17 protein-coding genes are annotated in these 18,043 nt (G+C 32.3%); all 17 read right to left on the bottom strand.

From position 1 onward, the window contains the following. Positions 1 to 20: 20 nt before the first annotated feature. The gene (gene uvrC, locus B9N53_RS01055) at positions 21 to 1,847 is read right to left on the bottom strand and encodes an excinuclease ABC subunit UvrC (RefSeq protein ID WP_094203322.1); all 1,827 of its coding nucleotides are present in this window, start codon (positions 1,845 to 1,847) and stop codon (positions 21 to 23) included. Positions 1,848 to 1,849: 2 nt separating this feature from the next. Then, on the bottom strand, positions 1,850 to 3,619 hold the full coding sequence (locus B9N53_RS01050) for an aminopeptidase P family protein (protein ID WP_094203321.1): 1,770 nt from the start codon (positions 3,617 to 3,619) through the stop codon (positions 1,850 to 1,852). A 91-nt stretch (positions 3,620 to 3,710) separates the two neighbouring features. After that, the gene (locus B9N53_RS01045) at positions 3,711 to 4,184 is read right to left on the bottom strand and encodes a GNAT family N-acetyltransferase (protein ID WP_094203320.1); all 474 of its coding nucleotides are present in this window, start codon (positions 4,182 to 4,184) and stop codon (positions 3,711 to 3,713) included. A gap of 68 nt (positions 4,185 to 4,252) precedes the next feature. Then, positions 4,253 to 5,350: a redox-regulated ATPase YchF gene (ychF, locus tag B9N53_RS01040; protein ID WP_094203319.1), complete on the bottom strand. Its 1,098-nt coding sequence runs from the start codon at positions 5,348 to 5,350 to the stop codon at positions 4,253 to 4,255. A 96-nt stretch (positions 5,351 to 5,446) separates the two neighbouring features. Further along, positions 5,447 to 7,756, bottom strand: a complete 2,310-nt coding sequence (locus B9N53_RS01035) for a cell wall-binding repeat-containing protein (protein ID WP_094203318.1) — start codon at positions 7,754 to 7,756, stop codon at positions 5,447 to 5,449. 224 nt (positions 7,757 to 7,980) lie between these two features. Continuing rightward, a complete protein-coding gene (gene phnX / locus B9N53_RS01030) occupies positions 7,981 to 8,748 on the bottom strand; it encodes a phosphonoacetaldehyde hydrolase (RefSeq protein WP_094203317.1) in 768 nt (255 codons plus the stop codon). A gap of 2 nt (positions 8,749 to 8,750) precedes the next feature. Beyond that, positions 8,751 to 9,848: a 2-aminoethylphosphonate--pyruvate transaminase gene (locus B9N53_RS01025; protein ID WP_094203316.1), complete on the bottom strand. Its 1,098-nt coding sequence runs from the start codon at positions 9,846 to 9,848 to the stop codon at positions 8,751 to 8,753. 21 nt (positions 9,849 to 9,869) lie between these two features. Further along, positions 9,870 to 10,862, bottom strand: a complete 993-nt coding sequence (locus B9N53_RS01020) for an ABC transporter substrate-binding protein (protein ID WP_094203315.1) — start codon at positions 10,860 to 10,862, stop codon at positions 9,870 to 9,872. 22 nt (positions 10,863 to 10,884) lie between these two features. Further along, positions 10,885 to 12,516 (bottom strand): ABC transporter permease subunit, encoded by a 1,632-nt coding sequence (locus B9N53_RS01015; RefSeq protein ID WP_094203314.1) that lies wholly within the window; start codon positions 12,514 to 12,516, stop codon positions 10,885 to 10,887. Next, entirely contained in the window at positions 12,513 to 13,298 is a 786-nt protein-coding gene (locus B9N53_RS01010) for an ABC transporter ATP-binding protein (RefSeq protein ID WP_094203313.1), read from the bottom strand. Before B9N53_RS01010 ends, B9N53_RS01015 begins: the two co-directional genes overlap by 4 nt. Before the next feature lie 152 nt (positions 13,299 to 13,450). Further along, positions 13,451 to 14,320: a MurR/RpiR family transcriptional regulator gene (locus tag B9N53_RS01005; protein WP_094203312.1), complete on the bottom strand. Its 870-nt coding sequence runs from the start codon at positions 14,318 to 14,320 to the stop codon at positions 13,451 to 13,453. Positions 14,321 to 14,563: 243 nt separating this feature from the next. Next, positions 14,564 to 14,932, bottom strand: coding sequence for a RidA family protein (locus tag B9N53_RS01000; RefSeq protein WP_002835519.1), 369 nt, complete (start codon positions 14,930 to 14,932; stop codon positions 14,564 to 14,566). A gap of 9 nt (positions 14,933 to 14,941) precedes the next feature. Further along, a complete protein-coding gene (gene rsfS, locus B9N53_RS00995; RefSeq protein ID WP_002835520.1) occupies positions 14,942 to 15,244 on the bottom strand; it encodes a ribosome silencing factor in 303 nt (100 codons plus the stop codon). Further along, a complete protein-coding gene (gene yqeK, locus B9N53_RS00990; protein ID WP_094203311.1) occupies positions 15,245 to 15,820 on the bottom strand; it encodes a bis(5'-nucleosyl)-tetraphosphatase (symmetrical) YqeK in 576 nt (191 codons plus the stop codon). After that, positions 15,810 to 16,409, bottom strand: a complete 600-nt coding sequence (gene nadD, locus B9N53_RS00985; protein WP_094203310.1) for a nicotinate-nucleotide adenylyltransferase — start codon at positions 16,407 to 16,409, stop codon at positions 15,810 to 15,812. Before nadD ends, yqeK begins: the two co-directional genes overlap by 11 nt. Continuing rightward, a complete protein-coding gene (locus B9N53_RS00980; protein WP_002835523.1) occupies positions 16,402 to 16,692 on the bottom strand; it encodes a YhbY family RNA-binding protein in 291 nt (96 codons plus the stop codon). Before B9N53_RS00980 ends, nadD begins: the two co-directional genes overlap by 8 nt. 8 nt (positions 16,693 to 16,700) lie before the next feature. Further along, positions 16,701 to 17,966: a GTPase ObgE gene (gene obgE / locus B9N53_RS00975; protein ID WP_094203309.1), complete on the bottom strand. Its 1,266-nt coding sequence runs from the start codon at positions 17,964 to 17,966 to the stop codon at positions 16,701 to 16,703. Between the last annotated feature and the right edge of the window lie 77 nt (positions 17,967 to 18,043).

The following is an 18,043-nucleotide window of genomic DNA, read 5'->3' as shown; positions in this document are numbered from 1 at the left end:
ACAATAAAAAATATAGCAAATTATTGCTTAAAATAATTTACTATATTTTCTGCTGCTTTTTCATTCATTCCATCAACTTCGCAAAGCTCTTCTACACTGGCTTTTTTTATTCTGTCAAGAGTTTTAAAATGTTTCATCAAAGCTTTTTTTCTTTTTTCTCCTATTAAAGCTATATTGTCCAATTCAGATTTCTTGAAGTTTTTTTCGTGAAGTTTTCTGTGATAATTGATGGCAAATCTATGTGTTTCTTCTTGAATCGCAAACAACAACCTGTACAAAGGAGTGTTCACTTTCAATCTGATTTCGTCGTTTTCGTAAATTATTCCACGCGTCCTATGCTTATCGTCTTTTACAAGACCCAAAATCGGGATATCCAAGTTGAATTCGTTCAACACTTCTTTTGCGATGTTGACTTGACCTTTACCACCATCCATCAAAATAATAGAAGGCATTTCATCAAAGCTGTTGTCTTTTTTATCAGAATCCAAAAGTCTTCTGAATCTTCTCGTCAACACTTCCCTGTGCGATGCATAATCATCGGCACCTTCTACAGTTTTTATTTTAAATTTACGATAATCTTTGGAAGATTTAGCCCCGTTTTTGAACACAATCATACTTCCTACAGAATCCACGCCACTTGTATTAGAAATATCGTAGCATTCTATTCTATCGATCGGTTTTACTCCTGTGATGTCTTGCAAATCGAGTATTGCATTCTCACGATTACGTTCTCTTTTCAAATGTCTGGAAATGTATTTGTCCAATCCTTCTTTTGCATTAACTCTTACCATTTCCAAGAGGTCGGTCTTGTTACCTCTTCTAGGAATTTTAATTTCGACCTTGGAACCTTTCTTCTCAGTTAGCATTTCTTCGATAAGCTCTCTGTCTTCGATTTCAATATCGGTAAGGATTTGTTTAGGAACGTAAGTCAAATCAATGTAGAATTGTTTGAAAAATTCTCCTACGATGTGTTCGTTTGATTCTTCATATATATTGTCGATAATAAAATGCTGTCTTTCGATGATTTTACCATTTCTCATGAAAAACACTTGAACACATACAGTCTCAGCTTCTCTCGCCATGGATATCATATCCAAGTCCAATCCTTTGGTGTTGGTGATGTTTTGTTTTTCCAAAATCACTTGGATATTTGCTATAGAATCTCTGAGTTTCGCTGCCAATTCGAAGTTCAAATTCTTGGATGCAGCCATCATTTTATCGGTCAACTTCTTAGTTAATTCATCTTCACGACCATTCAAAAAATTTTCCACTTCTAATAATTCTTTGTTGTAATCCTCTTCGTCCACGTCATAAACGCACATTCCATCACAACGATTGATGTAATAATTCAAGCAAGGTCTCTTCAATGTTTGACCCTTATCAAAATTCAAATTACACGTTCTGATTTTGTACGTTTCGTGAATTAAATCTATAATATCATTAACTGCATAAGCATTAGGAAAAGGCCCAAAATACTTTGCCTTATCCTTCAAAACACGTCTGGTTTTCAAAACTCTTGGAAACTTTTCGTTCGTGATTTTGATGTAGGGATATTGCTTATCGTCTCTTAAAACGATGTTGTATTTCGGGCTGTTTTTCTTGATTAAGTTTGATTCCAGAACCAAAGCTTCACATTCATTATTTACGATAATATACTCAAAATATTCTACGTGACTTACCATTGCGGCGACTTTTGCAAGTTTTTTTGATGAATCAAAATATTGACCCACACGTCTTCTCAAATCAATCGCCTTGCCAACGTAGATTATCTCGTCGTTTTTATCGTGCATAATGTACACGCCTGGTTTGTGAGGTACTTTTTGCAGTTCTTTTTTAATATCAAACATTTCTATATTGCTTTTGTTTGTTGCTCAAGATATTCTAAATCTGATCCTTCCAAATAAGGTGATAATTTGTCGTAGCATTCCTTGTTGTAATTGTTCAACCATTCTAATTCGAAAGGAAGTAATTTTTCTTTGATAACAGGTCTTGTGTCGATTGGGCAGATAGATAACGATTCAAATCCCAAGAACTCACCGAATTCAGATTCTCCAACTTTGATGCAGTGCATAATATTTTCGATTCTAATTCCGTGTGAACCTTCGATATAAATTCCTGGTTCGTCACTTGTAACCATTCCTTCGTCCATGTCGATGTCGTTGTTCATTGAAGAAATTCTTTGTGGACCTTCGTGAACTCCAAGGTAGAATCCAACACCATGGCCTGTTCCGTGTCTGAAATCCAACAATTCTTGCCAAATAGGTCTTCTAGCAATTGGATCTAGGCTTGATGATTTTGTTCCCTTAGGGAAAATTGTAGTCATCAAATTGATGTGTGATTTTAATGTTAAAGTATAGTGTAGTTTTTCATCATCAGTCAATTCACCAAGAGCAACCGTACGAGTAATATCAGTAGTTCCGTCCAAATATTGCGCACCACTGTCAACCAAGTACAATCCTTTTGGTTGTAATGTCACTGGGTGATCAATAGATGGTTCGTAATGAGGAAGTGCCGCATTTTCTCCGTAAGCAGATATGGTTCCAAAACTCAAATCCATGAACAAATCGCCTTGTTCTCTGAAATATCTCAACTTATCCGCTGCACTCATTTCAGTAACATTTCCAGTTGGCGTACCTGTTTCTACCCAATTGAAAAACTTAACCAATGCAACACCGTCTTTGATGTAAGCATTTTTTTGATTTTTAATTTCTGTTTCGTTCTTGTGAGCCTTCATCAAAGTTGTAGGTTGAATTCCTTTTGAAATTCTAATATTTGAATTAATTGAATTGTAAATTCTAACATTTGTCTTAGAAGGATCCAAGAACAAAACGCTCTTTCCAGGAAGTCCACTCAAATCTTCGAACACTTTTTCGTAAGATTTTACAGTAACACCTTGTTCTTTCAACAATTCAACCAAATCGTTATCAATTTTTTCATCTTCAATGTACAAATTAGCAAAATCTTTTCCAACTAATGCGTAACTTATGATAACTGGATTGTACAAAACATCGTTACCTCTAATATTGTAAAGGTAGCAAATGTCATCCAAAGAACCGATAAAGTTATAATCACATTCATTGGAATCCATAAAATATCTCAACTCTTTTAATTTTGTCTTAGTATCTTTTCCACAGTATTTCACATCAAATGCATAAGCTTTTGAGTTTGGTTTTTCAGGACGATCTTCCCAAATATCACCAACAAAATCCACATCAGTGATTATCATTCTGTCGCCTAATTTTTCTAACCATTGATAGTAATCGTTATAGTCCAAAGTAAGACCGTCAACGCCGATTTTTCCGCATTCAGGAACATTTTCTTTCAAATATTCAATCAAAGTAGGAACGCCAGGTTCTCCCATCTTCATCAAATCTACAGTAGAACCTTCAAGTTCTTTTGCAGCTTGAATAAAATATCTTCCGTCAGTAAACAAAGCTGCTTTTTTCTTCAAAATCACAGCAGTTCCTGCACTACCACTGAATCCAGTAATATATTTTCTAGTTTTATAATAATCTGCCAAATATTCCGATGTATGAGGATCGCTTGACAATACAACATACGCATCGATATTTCTTTCGCTCATTTTTTTTCTTAGCTTTTCTAATCTTTCTGTAATCATAAATTACCTCCTCGTAGTTATAATAATTATATCACAAATTTTAACGATGTTTATTTTCACGCTAACAATAAAAAACTAGGTAAATTAATACCTAGCTTGTAAAATCTAACAATTTTTCATTATCTTCCAACAAAGTTTCTGTACTCTTGTAATCTGATAATACATTCTCCCAAAATTTTTGTGCAGTTGGATTATCCAAAGAATATTTTATTTGCCATTTACCTTTTCGTTGACTCAATACTTTCGAAATCGCTCTCTTACCCAATCCGTTTTTTCTGTATTTCGGAACAATACTAAATTCAGCCATTGAATAATCAATACTATTTTCATTAAATGAATGGTCGTTAATCATACAAAATCCAATTATTTTATCGTCATATCGAAAAATCAAAGCTTCTCTGTTCTCTTCAGGGTTAAAATAGTTTTCAAAATAATCATACGAATAATTGCCATCATCTTCTATATCATCACCATAAACGTCACTTAATTCGTACAAATATTTTTGTAACAAATTCCACAACAAATTTTTGTGTTCTATTTTTACTTCAATAAAATCTACATCCATTGTAAAATCTCCTCATTTAAAATAGCAAAATAAAAAGCTATGCGAACAAATCACATAGCCAAATTATTCTAAACATTAAATCTAAAATGAACCACATCTCCATCTTGCATCAAATATTCTTTGCCTTCCAATCTCATGAGGCCTTTTTCTCTGACTGCAGCCATGGATTTTAATTCGATCAAATCATCGTAGTTCACGATTTCTGCTCTGATGAATCCTCTTTGAATGTCTGTGTGAATTTTACCAGCTGCTTGTACTGCAGGAGTGTTTTTCTTGATAGTCCAAGCACGTGTTTCGTCTTCTCCTGTTGTCAAGAAACTCATAAGTCCCAATAAATCATAGCTTTGTGTAATCAAATCGTCGATTCCTGATTTTTCAAGACCGATTGCTTCCAAGAATTCTTTCTTATCTTCTTCGCTATCCAACGCAGAAATTTCCGATTCAATTTGCGCAGAGATTACAACTACTTTTGCATCTTCTGATTTCGCAAAATCTTTTACTTTTTGAACCATTTCGTTATTTTCGTAAGCATCTGCTACTTCATCTTCACTTACATTGCACACGTAAATTATTGGCTTAACGCTCAAAAGATTAAAACTTCTCATAAGTTTCATTTCATCTTCGTCCAAATCCAAGATTCTAATTGATTTTCCTTCTGATAAAACGTCGTAGATTTTTTCAAGAAGATCCACTTCTTCCTTCAAATCCTTATTACCTTTCAAAGCTTTTCTAGATTTTTCTAATCTTCTTTCAACCATTTCCAAATCAGATAAAATAAGTTCGTAGTTGATTGTTTCAATATCTCTAAGAGGATCCACTGAACCATCAACGTGAACTATATTTCCATCTTCAAAGCATCTTAGAACTTCAACAATGGCATCAGATTCTCTAATATTTTCCAAAAATTTATTTCCCAAACCTTCGCCCTTACTTGCGCCTTTAACAAGACCTGCAATGTCATAAAATTCGATTGTCGCTGGAATAATTTTTTTGGAATTAAAAAGTTCTGCTAATTTATACACTCTCTCATCTGGAACATTTACAAGTCCGATGTTAGGATCTATCGTACAGAATGGATAGTTTGCCATTTCTGCACCTGCTTTTGTTATCGCATTAAAAAGTGTGGACTTTCCTACATTTGGAAGCCCCACAATACCTAATTTCATATCATTCACTCCTTTTAACTAACTCAAATTTTACCATATACCATATTTTTTGTAAATTATACACATTAAAAAAAGAGCTCTTTTCAGAGCTCTAATTTAAAAATTATTTAGTTTGGCATCTTTGATAATCTTTGGATAGTTTTTGTAGGAATAGTTCATGTCTACTCCGCCTTCTCCAGTATCAGGAACGCCTTTTATTTTTGATTTATTTGTGAATTGCCACATTCCATAATCTGGTGTGAAACAGTTAGGACTTGTAACGTGCCAATGTGCAATCCAAATATCGTAATCTTTCAATCTTTCTCTTTCAAATTGATTGTTAATCCAAGATCCCGAACTATACAATCCAGTGTAGAATCCATTCTTTTCAAGAATACTCATGAAGGCAATCGCCATATCTGTTTTTGTTTTCTTAGGAATTTTACGTTGTGAAGGATCTTCAAAATCCAAATATACTGGGTATTCAAATTGTTTCTTGCCCAATATCTTCATGAATCTGACAGCTTCTTCCTTAGCTTCTTCAACATTTACAGCGTATGAATACCAATATGCTCCAACATTTAATCCTGCTGCTTTTGCATTGTTGTAATTTTGTTGGAATTTTGGATCTTCTCCGCTGTAACCAGATCCTGCTTTTAATATTACAAAATCCATTCCGTTTTGCTTAGCTAATTTCATATTTACATTGCGGTTGAATTTTGAAAGGTCCGCTCCTTGTTGGAATACTAATCTGTATTTGTTAGGGTTGAACATTCCAAAATCAGAAACTTTTGCATATCCTTTAAATCCATTTATATCCAATTGCATCCATCCATTATCTAAAATATTTATAACTTGCATAACTGTTGACGTGTTGATATTTCTCACAGATTTTGCAGAACTATTTGCAGCATTGTAAAGAGTTGTAGCGTGTTTTGCAACTACGAAATCGTGCAATCCTATCGCCTTGTCTTCTTCGATAATGTCTGATTGATCTTTTACAACTGGTGGTTTCGGTTTTGGTTGTGGTTTTGGTTGTGGTTTTGGTTTGGCAATTTGTTTTTTCAAAACATTTTGAACAGTACCATACACGTTGTTATCAATTGTTCTATATCCACCAACAATAAATACATCCTTGATCGAGTTCTTAAAATTATTCAAAAATGCAATTACACTTGTGTCTAATTTTCCTTTTGAACTCAATAAAATCGGTGCATTTAGCTTTTGTGCTAATGGACTTATAGCCAACGCATCTGCAAAATCTTCACCACTTGCGATGAACACTTTGTCCTTTTTCATAGAGTTTGCGACTTTTACAGACCCATCGTATCTGTTTCTTCCACTAATTCTACTAACATTTTTGCCAGTTACTGATTGAATATATCTAACTGTAGCTGATGAGATTGATTGTCCTCCACCAACAACTGTCACTTTTCCAATACTAGATTTATTTCTAAGTAAATAATCTCTTGTTTCTCTGGACAAAGTTTTTCCAGAACTCAACAAAATTTTAGCGTTGTTGGAATAAGCATAAGAAGATGCGTAAAGTGGGTCACTGAAGTTTTCTCCACTTGCAATAACTACGTTCTTTTTCTTGCTCATAGCTGCAACTTTTGCGCTAGTTTCGTATCTGTCTCTTCCGGCTATTCTAGTAACTTTATTTGAGTATTTCTTTAATATGTTTTCAATTCCAGCACTAATGGATTGTTGACCACCAAGAAGATACACTTCTACAGGGTTAAGTCTTTGAATTTCATTTCTTGTAGCTGTTGGAAGCGAGTCTTTTTCTGTGTACAAAATAGAATATTTTCCATCAGACAAAGTTGTCGCACTCAATGCATCGGCGTATTTTTGTGCATTAACAACAATAACTTTCTTCGCATTAGTAAATTGTTCTCTTGAAATTTTTGCAGCAGATTCGTATCTGTTTTTCCCTGCAATTCTTGTAGGGATAATTTGCCCAGCAGAATTTAACGCTTTTACTTCACTATCTTCTGATTCTTTTCCATCAGTTTCTTGTTCTTTTTCTTCAGAAGATTGTTCTTCTGAATTTTCCTTTGATACAGATTTTTCAGGTGCAACTACTTTTTCAGATTCTTCTTGATCTTTTGTAGAATCTGAAACTTCTGTTTTTTCTTCCTTTTCCTTAATATGTTTATTTAAATCTGTAGATTTTAAATCTTCACGATTCAAATCATCATTTTCCTTTTTTTCATTTTGTAAGTTGTCTACGTTAGCGTATCCCAATTTAGCTTTTTTAGTCAACTTACTTTGATTGTGTGTGCTAATCGATGTATATTTGGCACTAAGCTCGTTTTCTACATCTTTCTTGTCGTTTTCTGTTTGAGCCATAGATCCTGTAGAAATCATTAGTGACACAGACAGTGCAACAAACGAGACCTTAGCAATCTCTTTTAAGTTCTTCATAGATACAACCTCCTAATATACATACATAATATCATAAAAAGTTACAAAATGGTATCAAATTTGATAATTGTTGACATTCAAAGTAATTAATACTCCTTATTTCCCAAAAAAAATTGCCAAAGTAATCCTATCTTTACTTTGGCAAATTTTGAAAAATTATAGTAATTTTTAAATCACAAAACGCTCAACATACTCTAATTACTTCATTAAAAACTGATACATTTTTAAATTAAATTTAACACCTCGCTAATATCATTAATTATATAGTCTGCTCCTGCTTCTCTATAGACATCCTCTACTCTAGTTCTCTCTTTAAGTTTTTCTTTTTTGGATAACATATTATATTCTTCTTTTGAATATCCCATTGTAGAACTACCTTCGATTATTCCAACAGAAATAACTCCTGCATTTTTTCCTTCTTGAATATCAGAAACAGTATCACCAACTTTAATAACTTTATCTACAGATTTTATTTCAAATTTAATAATATTTTCGAAAATCATATAAGGATACGGCCTCCCGTAATCATTTACACTATTTGGAGTAATCCAAAAATCAGGAGTATATCCATTTTCTTTTGCTTTGGGCACAACTATATTCATCATTTCAGTTGTGTAACCTGTAGTAGATCCAATTTTAATTCCTTTTTTTCTTAGTTTTTCGACAGTTTCTATTACATTAGGCTTAATATCGCAGTAATTCGACAATATTTTTAATGTTTTCTTCTCCATAATATTATAAACTTTTTTGACATCATCTTCATTCCACCCTCTAGAATATTTACTTTCCCACAGATTGTTGATTCTTTCCATCCCCAGCATAGTTCTTATGTGATCAATTTTTAACATTCCCATCGGCTCTCTAATTTCTTCTTTTGTAGGGCAAATCCCAAATTCTTTAAACGCTTCACTAAATGCTTTTACTGGTGCCATACATCCGTAATCTACCGTAGTTCCTGCCCAATCAAAAATAATAGCTTCTATATTTTTCATCATTATCTCCCATGTATCTCCATAAATTCTTTAAATAAATTTACTACTTTCAAAATATCTTCTTCGTATATTTCTCCGATATTTCCAATTCGAAACGTATCACATTCTGTTACTTTACCTGGATAAATTGCATATCCTCTATCTTTCAAGTAATTATACGCCTCTTTAAATGAAAAATCACAATTTTCAGGATAATAGAATGTTGTAATAATAGGCCCTTGATGTTCTGAATCGATGTATGTTTTTAACCCAAGCTCTTTCATCTTTTCTATCAAAAGTTGATTGTTGTTCCTATATCTCTGTGCTCGTCTTGGAATTGAACCCTCATTTTTTAATTCTCTCAATGCTTGTCTAAATGCAAGCACAACATGTGTAGGTGATGTAAATCTCCATTTACCATCAACATTCATTGTTTTCCATTGTTCATATAAATTTAAAGAAAGACTTCTTGAATTTTGTTTACTTTTTTCAAGTTGATTTTTTTTACAGATTATGAACGAAAATCCTGGTACTCCTTGAATGCATTTATTTGCACTGCTTATGATATAATCAATTCCCAATTTTTTTACATCAATATCAATTCCTCCAAAACTTGACATCGCATCAACAATGAAAACTTTACCTTTTTCTTTTACAACTTTAGCAACTGATTGTATATCATTTAAAATACCTGAGGTAGTTTCACTATGTACCATAGATACATGAGTAATTGAGGTATCTTTTTCTAAGATATTTTTAATTTTTTCAGAAGAAGGAATTTTATTATAATCTTCATCATATAAATAATATTTTATTTTATTGTATTTTGCTATTTCTTCCATTCTTTTACCGTATGCACCATTAGACACAATAAGGAGCTTATCATTTTCTCCTATTACACTTGAAAGTACTGATTCTACTCCAAATGTCCCACTTCCTTGCATCAGGACAACTGTATATTCATTTTTGTCCACATGTGCAAGTTCTAATAGATCATCTCTAATTTCTAACGTTATCTTTTTATAATCATCATCCCAGGTACAATGGTCAAACATCATTTCTTTTTTTACTGAATCAGATGTAGTCAAAGGTCCTGGTGTCAATAATTTGTAATTATTCATGAATTTATTCTCCTTTGAATTCTATTTGCAATCTTCTGATAACTGTTGATGTTTTTTCAATAAATCAACCGTAAGAGCTTCTTTAAAAACTTTAGGATTTCCCGATTTATTATCTTGACTAACATTTTCTCCATTATATAGAGCAATTGGATATGTTTTAAGAAGTTCTTGTCTACCGTTCTTGATTATACATTCTGCCATTTTCATAGCTTCTTGATTTGATTTATTTCCTTTATCAATAACAGCAACAGATTCAGTTAATGTGAAATTTCCTTCAGTTGGATCTACATAACCAATTGGAAGCCCTTGTTCTTTATCTCTAACAGCTTGATGTCTTAATCCGAATCCTACTGCAACTTCTCCCGCACGAACTTTTTTGATTGGACCAGAACCGGATTGTTCAATATGTGAACCTGCATTTTTATAGATTTTCTTGAGAATATCTTTTGTACCATCTTCGTTGTACTCGCTAATCATTGCCTGAATCAATAACCAAGCTGTAGAGGAACTATTAACATCCGTTACAGAGATAAGATCTTTGTATTCTGGTTTGGTCAAATCTTTAATCGATTTAGGAATTTCAAGGTTATTTTGTTTAACAGCTTCAGTGTTATAAATTATCGATCCTTCTTGTGCTGTTATAGGAGTATAATACTCTGGGTACTTATCAATTGCTCCTGTATCAAATTCCAAATTTTTAAACATATGATGTTGATTTTCTGCACTATCAATGTAAAAAGAACTCATAGTAATTAAATCTGCTTCAATATTTTTCCCTTCCGCTACAATTTTGCCCCCAAGTTCAGAGGTTCCAAAAGTCTGTAGAATGTATTTATCCTTGTAGCCATTATTGTCTAAAGCGTTTTTCATTGCTGTAACCGCTTCGTCATCTGCATTTGTATAAAGTATAACCTTATCACCTATAGATGATTTTTTTCCACATCCTGTCATTGTAGTTGACGCCAATAAAATCAACATTAGAAATAAAATTGATATTTTTCTTAAATTTTTCATTTTAAACTCCTTTTAACTTAATTTAATTATTCTTTCTCTCCAATATTTTTACCAACATAGTAAAGACAATCTTCGCTAACAAATTTGTAAACAAAATAAGTAGCGATAGCACAAATATCTCGTTGAATTTTGCAAAATGTTGCAGTTCTTTTATCTTTGTTGTTATCACCATAGTTCTTGCTCCTGCCAAAAATACTACAGCACTAACAGTAACCATCGCATTAATAAAATAATAGCTAAATACTTCTAGTAACGATGTAAGTGCATTCGGCGTAATAATTCTTACGATTGTTTTGATCCAACTATCTCCCATAAGTTTTGCAGTTTTTTCCCAAGATAGATTCATCTTGGATAGAGAATTCTTCATCATCATGTAAGGCGTAGCAAAGAAATGAACTAAGTTACATATAATAATTATTATAAATGTGTTTTGAAGTGATGTTCCTATGAATGCTAACATAAATGAAATTCCAAGAACCATTCCAGGAATTGTATTAGTCACTGATGCTATTGACTCGATTACTCCTTTGGCTTTACTGTTAATAGATGATCTATCAGTCACAATAGCAGCACCGTAAACCAATATTGTTCCTAAAACTGATGTTATAATAGCAACTATGATTGAATTTTTGTAGACAAGCAATAGATCTGAATCCTCAATTACTTTATTTACATTATCCATTGTAAATACCATGTTGTATGGCCACCCCTTTACAAATGGAACAATAGCTATTACTGCAAAAATTGCAATTATCCCCAGAACTATCAATACGGAAAATATCCCACAGAAAACATCTCTTGATGTGTTTTTTTCGTTTTCCATTACTGAGATTCTGTTGTATCTGACATTAAATCTTTCGAGGTAGTTGATTATCAAAATACTAATTACAGATGGCAGTAGCATTATAACCGCAACAACAGCTCCATTGTTAAGATTAGGAACACTTCCAAGCATTTCTTTGTAAAGTACAGATGCGATAACTTCAACTTTTCCTCCTACTGATGCTGGAATACCAAAATCAGTAAAACATAAGAAAAAACATTGTATAAATGAAGCAGCAAAAGTTCCAGTCAATGGTCTGAGAACTGTTTCTATGAAAGTTTTTATAGTAGAATCGCCCATAATTTTTGAAACTATGGAAAACTTTTTGTCAACATACTTCATAGTATTATTTATCAACATAAATGAAATCGGCAAAGTATAGATTATATATCCAATTAACAATCCGTTTTTTCCGTAAACATGAAACAATTGCTTTCCTAATAATTTAGTAAATAATCCTTGCTTACCAAAAGAATATATTATTGCAAACCCATAAGTAATTGTTGGAAGCAACATTGGAAGAACTGCAAGGACTGAAATTATCTTTTTAAAAGCGGTATTCAAATTTGTGTAGTTGATAGTATAAGCTATTATAAAAGATAGAAATGTTGTTATTAAAGATGCAATAGCAGAAATTTCGAAACTATTTTTCATAGCCTGAACAAAACCATTACCAGACAATACTCTTGTAAAATTATCAATTTTTATTGACGGACCAATTTTCAATGATTTCAACAATATTAAAAACAAAGGATAAAATAAAAATACAACAAATATCAGAAAAATAACTGTCCAGATAATCCAGTTTTCAGTATTTTTCAGCCTCTTCATATTGCTCTCACCTTCGAAATATCTCCTTCGTATATTTCATTCTCAAACAAACTGTAAATATTGTTCTTCTTTATCTCTAACTGTCGTAAGATAAATTTCTTCACAAAATCATTTTTAGGAGCGGTTATAATTTCTTTTGGCATACCAAATTGTGAAATTTGTCCTTCGTTGATAATTAAAACTCTATCAGATAAAGTCAACGCTTCTTCCGGATCATGTGTTACGATAATAGTTGTAAGATTATATTGCTTGGCAATTGTCTTTATTCTATTATCTTTTATCGATTCTTTAATTACTCCATCTAACGCACTTAAAGGCTCATCTAAAAGTAAAACTTTAGGTTTCATAACCATCGTTCTTGCCAATGCCACTCTTTGCTTTTGACCACCCGAAAGTTGATCTATCTTTTTATCTAAGTGTTCTTCAAGAGCTAATAATTTTATTAAATCATTAACTTCTTCTTTGCTAGATATGTTAGGCTTATTTTTTAATCCATAAGTAATATTTTTATAAGCATTCAAATTCGGAAATAATGCATAATCTTGAAATACAATATTAAACCCTCTGTCTTCCATACTAACATCTGTTAAATCATTTCCATCGTAGACTATACTTCCCGTATCAACTTCCGTAAGTCCCAAAATAATATTCAACAAAGTTGTTTTTCCACATCCAGACGGCCCGAGTATAGATACTATTTCTCCTTTATTAATTTCAAGATTTATATTTTTTATAACTTCCTTGCCATCAAAAGATTTACTAATGTTTTTTAACTGCAGCATTCAAATCTCCTTTCAATATTTATTTTGAAATAAAAATTAAATTCATTTTTAGAACATCTAAATATTAACATTATATAATTCAATTACAATAAAAACCCAATTAAAATACCGTAAAAAAAAGACAAGATAAATCTTGTCTCCTTGTAAAAATTCTACTCAATTTCATAAATATTATTACTAATGCTTTTTGCATTGCTATCCAAGTTACTTGTATACTTATCATAATCAGATATGAGAACACCCATGTAAAGCATATCAACAATAGCAAGTTGGGATGATCTCGAAAATATTGCATTTCCATATAGAAACTGTTCATTACTTGTACAAATTACAACATCGGCATATTTTGTAACCGGAGCATCTTCAAAATTAGTGATAACAATAGTGTTTGCACCAGATTTCTTGGAAGCTCGAATCACCTCAACTGTATTCCTAGACCTTCCAGAATAAGAAATTCCAATAGCCACATCTCCTTGTTGCAAGCTGTTTGCTTTAATGTTTTGTATATAATAATCATCATATTTATCGCATTTAAGCCCTAGATATAAAAATTTCGTAACAAGATCACTTACAGCACATAGTGAATTTTCTACCCCAAATACAAATATACTTTCTGAGTTGGTTATCAAGTCAATAGCTTTTACAAACTCCTTCAATGAAATACTTTTTATGGTCTCTTTTAGTACATGTAAAGTTGTTCCAATTACTTTTGAAGGAACATCCGTTATAATATCTTCTTTGCCAATTGGAAATCCATACAAAGGATCTATAATCTCTTTGTCGATTTTTTTCCTGATTTTTTCTTCCAAAATGGCATTCTTCAATTCTTTAAATCCATGATACCCCATGCTTCTTGCAAATCTCAAGACAGTAGGTTGACTCACCTTAGCACTTGTTGCGAGTTCAACCAATGTGATATCACTCAAATCTTTTTCACAATGAAGCAAGAAATCTGCAACCTTTCTCTCTGATGGTCTTAGATTTCTGTAGTTTCTAGTAATTTCCCACTCTATAAAATTCATAATTCATCTTCCTTATTTGTAGTAAATCTACATATTTTGATTATTATACTTAATAATTAAACTCCAAAATGATAGTTGAAGTTTAATTCTTATTAAATATCACTCAAAAATTTTTCTTCATCAGCATTTTATCATATTAATATTGAAACAACTTTAAATACTTGTAAAGTCTACATGAATATGTAGTAAATTTACAAAATAAACAAAAAAATCCCCTGAGTAATTTTACTCAGAGGAAAATTTTTAGTCTAATTCAGCAATTGCTTCTATTTCGATTATAGCTCCTTTTGGAAGAGCTGCAACTTGAACTGCACTTCTTGCTGGTTTGTGATCTCCAAAAAATTCTGCATAAACTTCGTTCATATCAGAAAATTGTGATAAATCTTGCATGAATACGCCAACTCTTGCAATGTTTTCTACTTTGCCGCCTTCAGTTTCGATAATATGTAAAATATTATCTAGTGATGCTTTTGTAGCTTTTCTTATATCAGTTTGTAATTCTCCATCAACGATTGGAAGTTGTCCTGATACATAAATTGTTTTGTTAGCAGATGTTGCTTGTGAATATGGTCCAATTGCAGCAGGTGCTTTGTCTGAATGTAAAAATTTCATACTGTCCTCCTAATTCCACAATCTTTCTATATCGTAGAAAGAACGTGCTTCTTCTGTAAATACATGTACTATAATATCATTAAGATCTAGCAAAATCCAGTTACCTTCGCTGTAGCCTTCTTTTCCTAAAATCTCAAAACCATTTTCGTCGCACACTTTTTCCACTTCATCAATAATAGATTGAGCGTGGTTTGGTGCATTGGCAGTTGCAATCACAAAATAATCTGCAACAGCTGAATCTAATTTCAAAGTTACAATGTCTTTTCCAATCTTATCGTCTATCGCTTTTTGAACTAACTCTAATTCAGTCATCTATACTCCCTTCAATAAATAATTTCTGACGTTAACACTAGTGATAGATATTTCTCTCTCACCTTCTATAAGATATTTTATCGTATCATCTAGTGATTTGACAATTGCTTTATTCAAATTTATTTTGGATAATCTTCTTATTTCATCAACGTCATCATAATCTCTCTTGTCTTCGGTCTTATCAGCCAAGTAAATTATTTTTTCAAAATCAGTCATATTAATTCTTCCAGTTGTGTGAAATTCTATCGCATCCAAAATCTCTTCGTCATTCACGCCGTATTCTTTGTTAGCGACAATTCTACCCAAATAGCAATGCAACAATTTAGGATTTTCCATGTCGGGATTGTTTTTTCTTAAATTTCTAAGCTCTTCAAATTCTTTCTTGTACTTATCCAAATACATCTCTTCGTTGTTTTTTGCGCAGTCGTGAAGTAGTGCCGCTAATTCTATTTTTGTAACGTCTTGATTGTGAAGCTTTGCTAATTCAATAGCTTTGTCCCTTACTCTCAAAACGTGTTCGTATCTTGTTTTTTTGAGCATTTTGCTCAAATTATTTTCTATTTCTTTAACTTTCATATAATTTGTTTCTCACAATATATTCAAAAACTTGATTTGGCAAGAAATACCTAAAATCTTGATTTGATTGAACTTTTTCTCTGATTTTCGTAGAAGAAATATCGATAAAACTTGCAGGAATTTTTTCCACAAAATATCCCTTTGATTTCAATTCATCAATTTTTTCATCTAGTTTAGACATTTCTTCCTGTCTTCTAATACAAGCCAAAATCTTAGTATTTTTCAAAAAATCTTCTGCATTTTCCCAAGTTTCCACACTCATCAGCGAATCCTCGCCCATTATGAAATAAAAATCATGATCGTAATTTTCTCTCAAATATTTCATAGTTTCCCATGAATATGTCACGCCATTTTTGTTAATTTCATAATCACATACTTTAAACTTGTCGTTATCTTGTGTGGCAATCTTCACCATTTCAAATCTTTTTTGTTTGTCTGTGACATTTTTATCTTGTTTAAAATTCGGATTACCAGTAGGAATAAACCACACCTCATCCAAATTTTTGTAGTTAATAGCTTCCATAGCTAATATCAAATGTCCTATATGAATGGGATCAAAAGTCCCACCCATTATTCCGACTTTAATCATCTAAATCTATTACCTTGTTTTCAGATTCTCTGTAAATTGTTAGAATATTTCCCATATATCTTACAAATTCACAGTCAAGTTTTGTCAATATTTCATCTATCAACATATCTCTATCGTCCAAATTATTGTTGAGAATTTTTATTTTCATGACTTCTCTCTTGTTCAAAGTATCGTCGATTTGTTTCAAAGTGTTTTCTGAAATTCCACCTTTACCTATATTAACAAGTGGTTTGTAACCGTGAGAAATCTTTTTTAATTTCGCTCTTTGTTTTGGTGTTATCATTTTATCTCCTATTCATAAAAATCAAATTCTACATCTCCGATAATTACATTATCACCATCTTGTATTCCAAGATCTTTCAATTGTTGGATAACTCCCTTGTCTTCAAGAACTTTTTGCAAGTGGTTAACAGATTCGTACACTTCAAAGTTTGTTCTGTATATCAAGTTTTCAATCAATGGACCTTCGACAATGTAATTTTCGTTTTCTTTTCTAACTTTGAAATCAGGTTCTTTTTCTTCTTCAAAGTAAACGTATTGTTCATCCAACGTAGAATAATCATCTTCTATACTGTCCAAAGTATCTGCTATCAAATACATAAGCTTATCCACATTTTCAGTAGTAGCAGCACTTATCTCTACGATTTCATCAACTTTGTCAGAATATTTTTCTCTGAATTCTTTTATATTTTCTTCTGCTCCCAAGTCTGTTTTGTTCAAAACCACGAGCATTTTCTTGTCGTTTAATTTGATATTGTATGAAGACAATTCGCTATTTATAAGTTCAAAATCTTCGATTGGATTTCTACCTTCGCTTCCAGAAATATCCAACACGTGAACTAAAATTTTGGTTCTTTCAATGTGCTTTAAGAAATCATGACCAAGTCCCAATCCTTCGCTTGCTCCTTCAATTAATCCAGGAATATCTGCAAGGACAAAACTTTTTTCTCCAACTTTGCACACTCCAAGATTTGGTTCAAGCGTTGTAAAATGATAATTTGCAATTTTAGGTCTTGCGTTTGACATTATCGACAACAGTGTAGATTTCCCAACATTAGGAAGACCAATCAATCCAACATCCGCTAAAAGTTTCAATTCTAACTTAATTGTTTTTTCTTCACCTTTTGTTCCAGGCTCTGCAAATCTTGGCGCTTGTCTTATAGATGATTTAAAATGAACATTTCCTTTTCCGCCTTTGCCGCCTTTGCAAATTACAAATTCTTCCTTATCGTGTTTTACGTCGTAGATAACCGTATCTGTATCGTAATCTTTAACCAAAGTCCCTACTGGAACTTTAAGAATTAAATCTTCGCCTTTTTTACCAAATTGTTTTTTGTTTCTGCCGTCGCCACCACTTTCAGCTTTGTAAATGGATCTGTAACTATAATCCATCAAAGTTTTAATGTCTTTGTCGCCGACAATTATAATACTACCGCCATCTCCGCCGTCGCCACCTGCCGGGCCACCTGATGGTTCGTATTTTTCTCTTCTAAATGCAACAGAACCGTCTCCACCTTTTCCAGCTTTTAGTTCTATCTTCGCTACATCTATAAACATTTTTCACCTCTTTATTAATGCTCACTATACTTGTAAGTTTACATTATTTTCCACTAAAAAAGCAACACCTTACGATT

Source organism: Finegoldia magna (assembly GCF_002243175.1).
GTDB classification, from domain to species: Bacteria; Bacillota; Clostridia; order Tissierellales; family Peptoniphilaceae; genus Finegoldia; species Finegoldia magna_J.
The sequence above is the reverse complement of the archived record's forward strand: the minus strand, read 5'-3'. Positions and strand labels throughout refer to the sequence as shown.

Bases quoted from the DNA above. Each gene is read 5' to 3' on its own strand.
- uvrC (WP_094203322.1), bottom strand. From the start codon at position 1,847: ATGTTTGATATTAAAAAAGAACTGCAAAAAGTACCTCACAAACCAGGC.
- B9N53_RS01050 (WP_094203321.1), bottom strand. From the start codon at position 3,619: ATGATTACAGAAAGATTAGAAAAGCTAAGAAAAAAAATGAGCGAAAGA.
- B9N53_RS01045 (WP_094203320.1), bottom strand. From the start codon at position 4,184: ATGGATGTAGATTTTATTGAAGTAAAAATAGAACACAAAAATTTGTTG.
- ychF (WP_094203319.1), bottom strand. From the start codon at position 5,350: ATGAAATTAGGTATTGTGGGGCTTCCAAATGTAGGAAAGTCCACACTT.
- B9N53_RS01035 (WP_094203318.1), bottom strand. From the start codon at position 7,756: ATGAAGAACTTAAAAGAGATTGCTAAGGTCTCGTTTGTTGCACTGTCT.
- phnX (WP_094203317.1), bottom strand. From the start codon at position 8,748: ATGAAAAATATAGAAGCTATTATTTTTGATTGGGCAGGAACTACGGTA.
- B9N53_RS01025 (WP_094203316.1), bottom strand. From the start codon at position 9,848: ATGAATAATTACAAATTATTGACACCAGGACCTTTGACTACATCTGAT.
- B9N53_RS01020 (WP_094203315.1), bottom strand. From the start codon at position 10,862: ATGAAAAATTTAAGAAAAATATCAATTTTATTTCTAATGTTGATTTTA.
- B9N53_RS01015 (WP_094203314.1), bottom strand. From the start codon at position 12,516: ATGAAGAGGCTGAAAAATACTGAAAACTGGATTATCTGGACAGTTATT.
- B9N53_RS01010 (WP_094203313.1), bottom strand. From the start codon at position 13,298: ATGCTGCAGTTAAAAAACATTAGTAAATCTTTTGATGGCAAGGAAGTT.
- B9N53_RS01005 (WP_094203312.1), bottom strand. From the start codon at position 14,320: ATGAATTTTATAGAGTGGGAAATTACTAGAAACTACAGAAATCTAAGA.
- B9N53_RS01000 (WP_002835519.1), bottom strand. From the start codon at position 14,932: ATGAAATTTTTACATTCAGACAAAGCACCTGCTGCAATTGGACCATAT.
- rsfS (WP_002835520.1), bottom strand. From the start codon at position 15,244: ATGACTGAATTAGAGTTAGTTCAAAAAGCGATAGACGATAAGATTGGA.
- yqeK (WP_094203311.1), bottom strand. From the start codon at position 15,820: ATGAAAGTTAAAGAAATAGAAAATAATTTGAGCAAAATGCTCAAAAAA.
- nadD (WP_094203310.1), bottom strand. From the start codon at position 16,409: ATGATTAAAGTCGGAATAATGGGTGGGACTTTTGATCCCATTCATATA.
- B9N53_RS00980 (WP_002835523.1), bottom strand. From the start codon at position 16,692: ATGATAACACCAAAACAAAGAGCGAAATTAAAAAAGATTTCTCACGGT.
- obgE (WP_094203309.1), bottom strand. From the start codon at position 17,966: ATGTTTATAGATGTAGCGAAGATAGAACTAAAAGCTGGAAAAGGTGGA.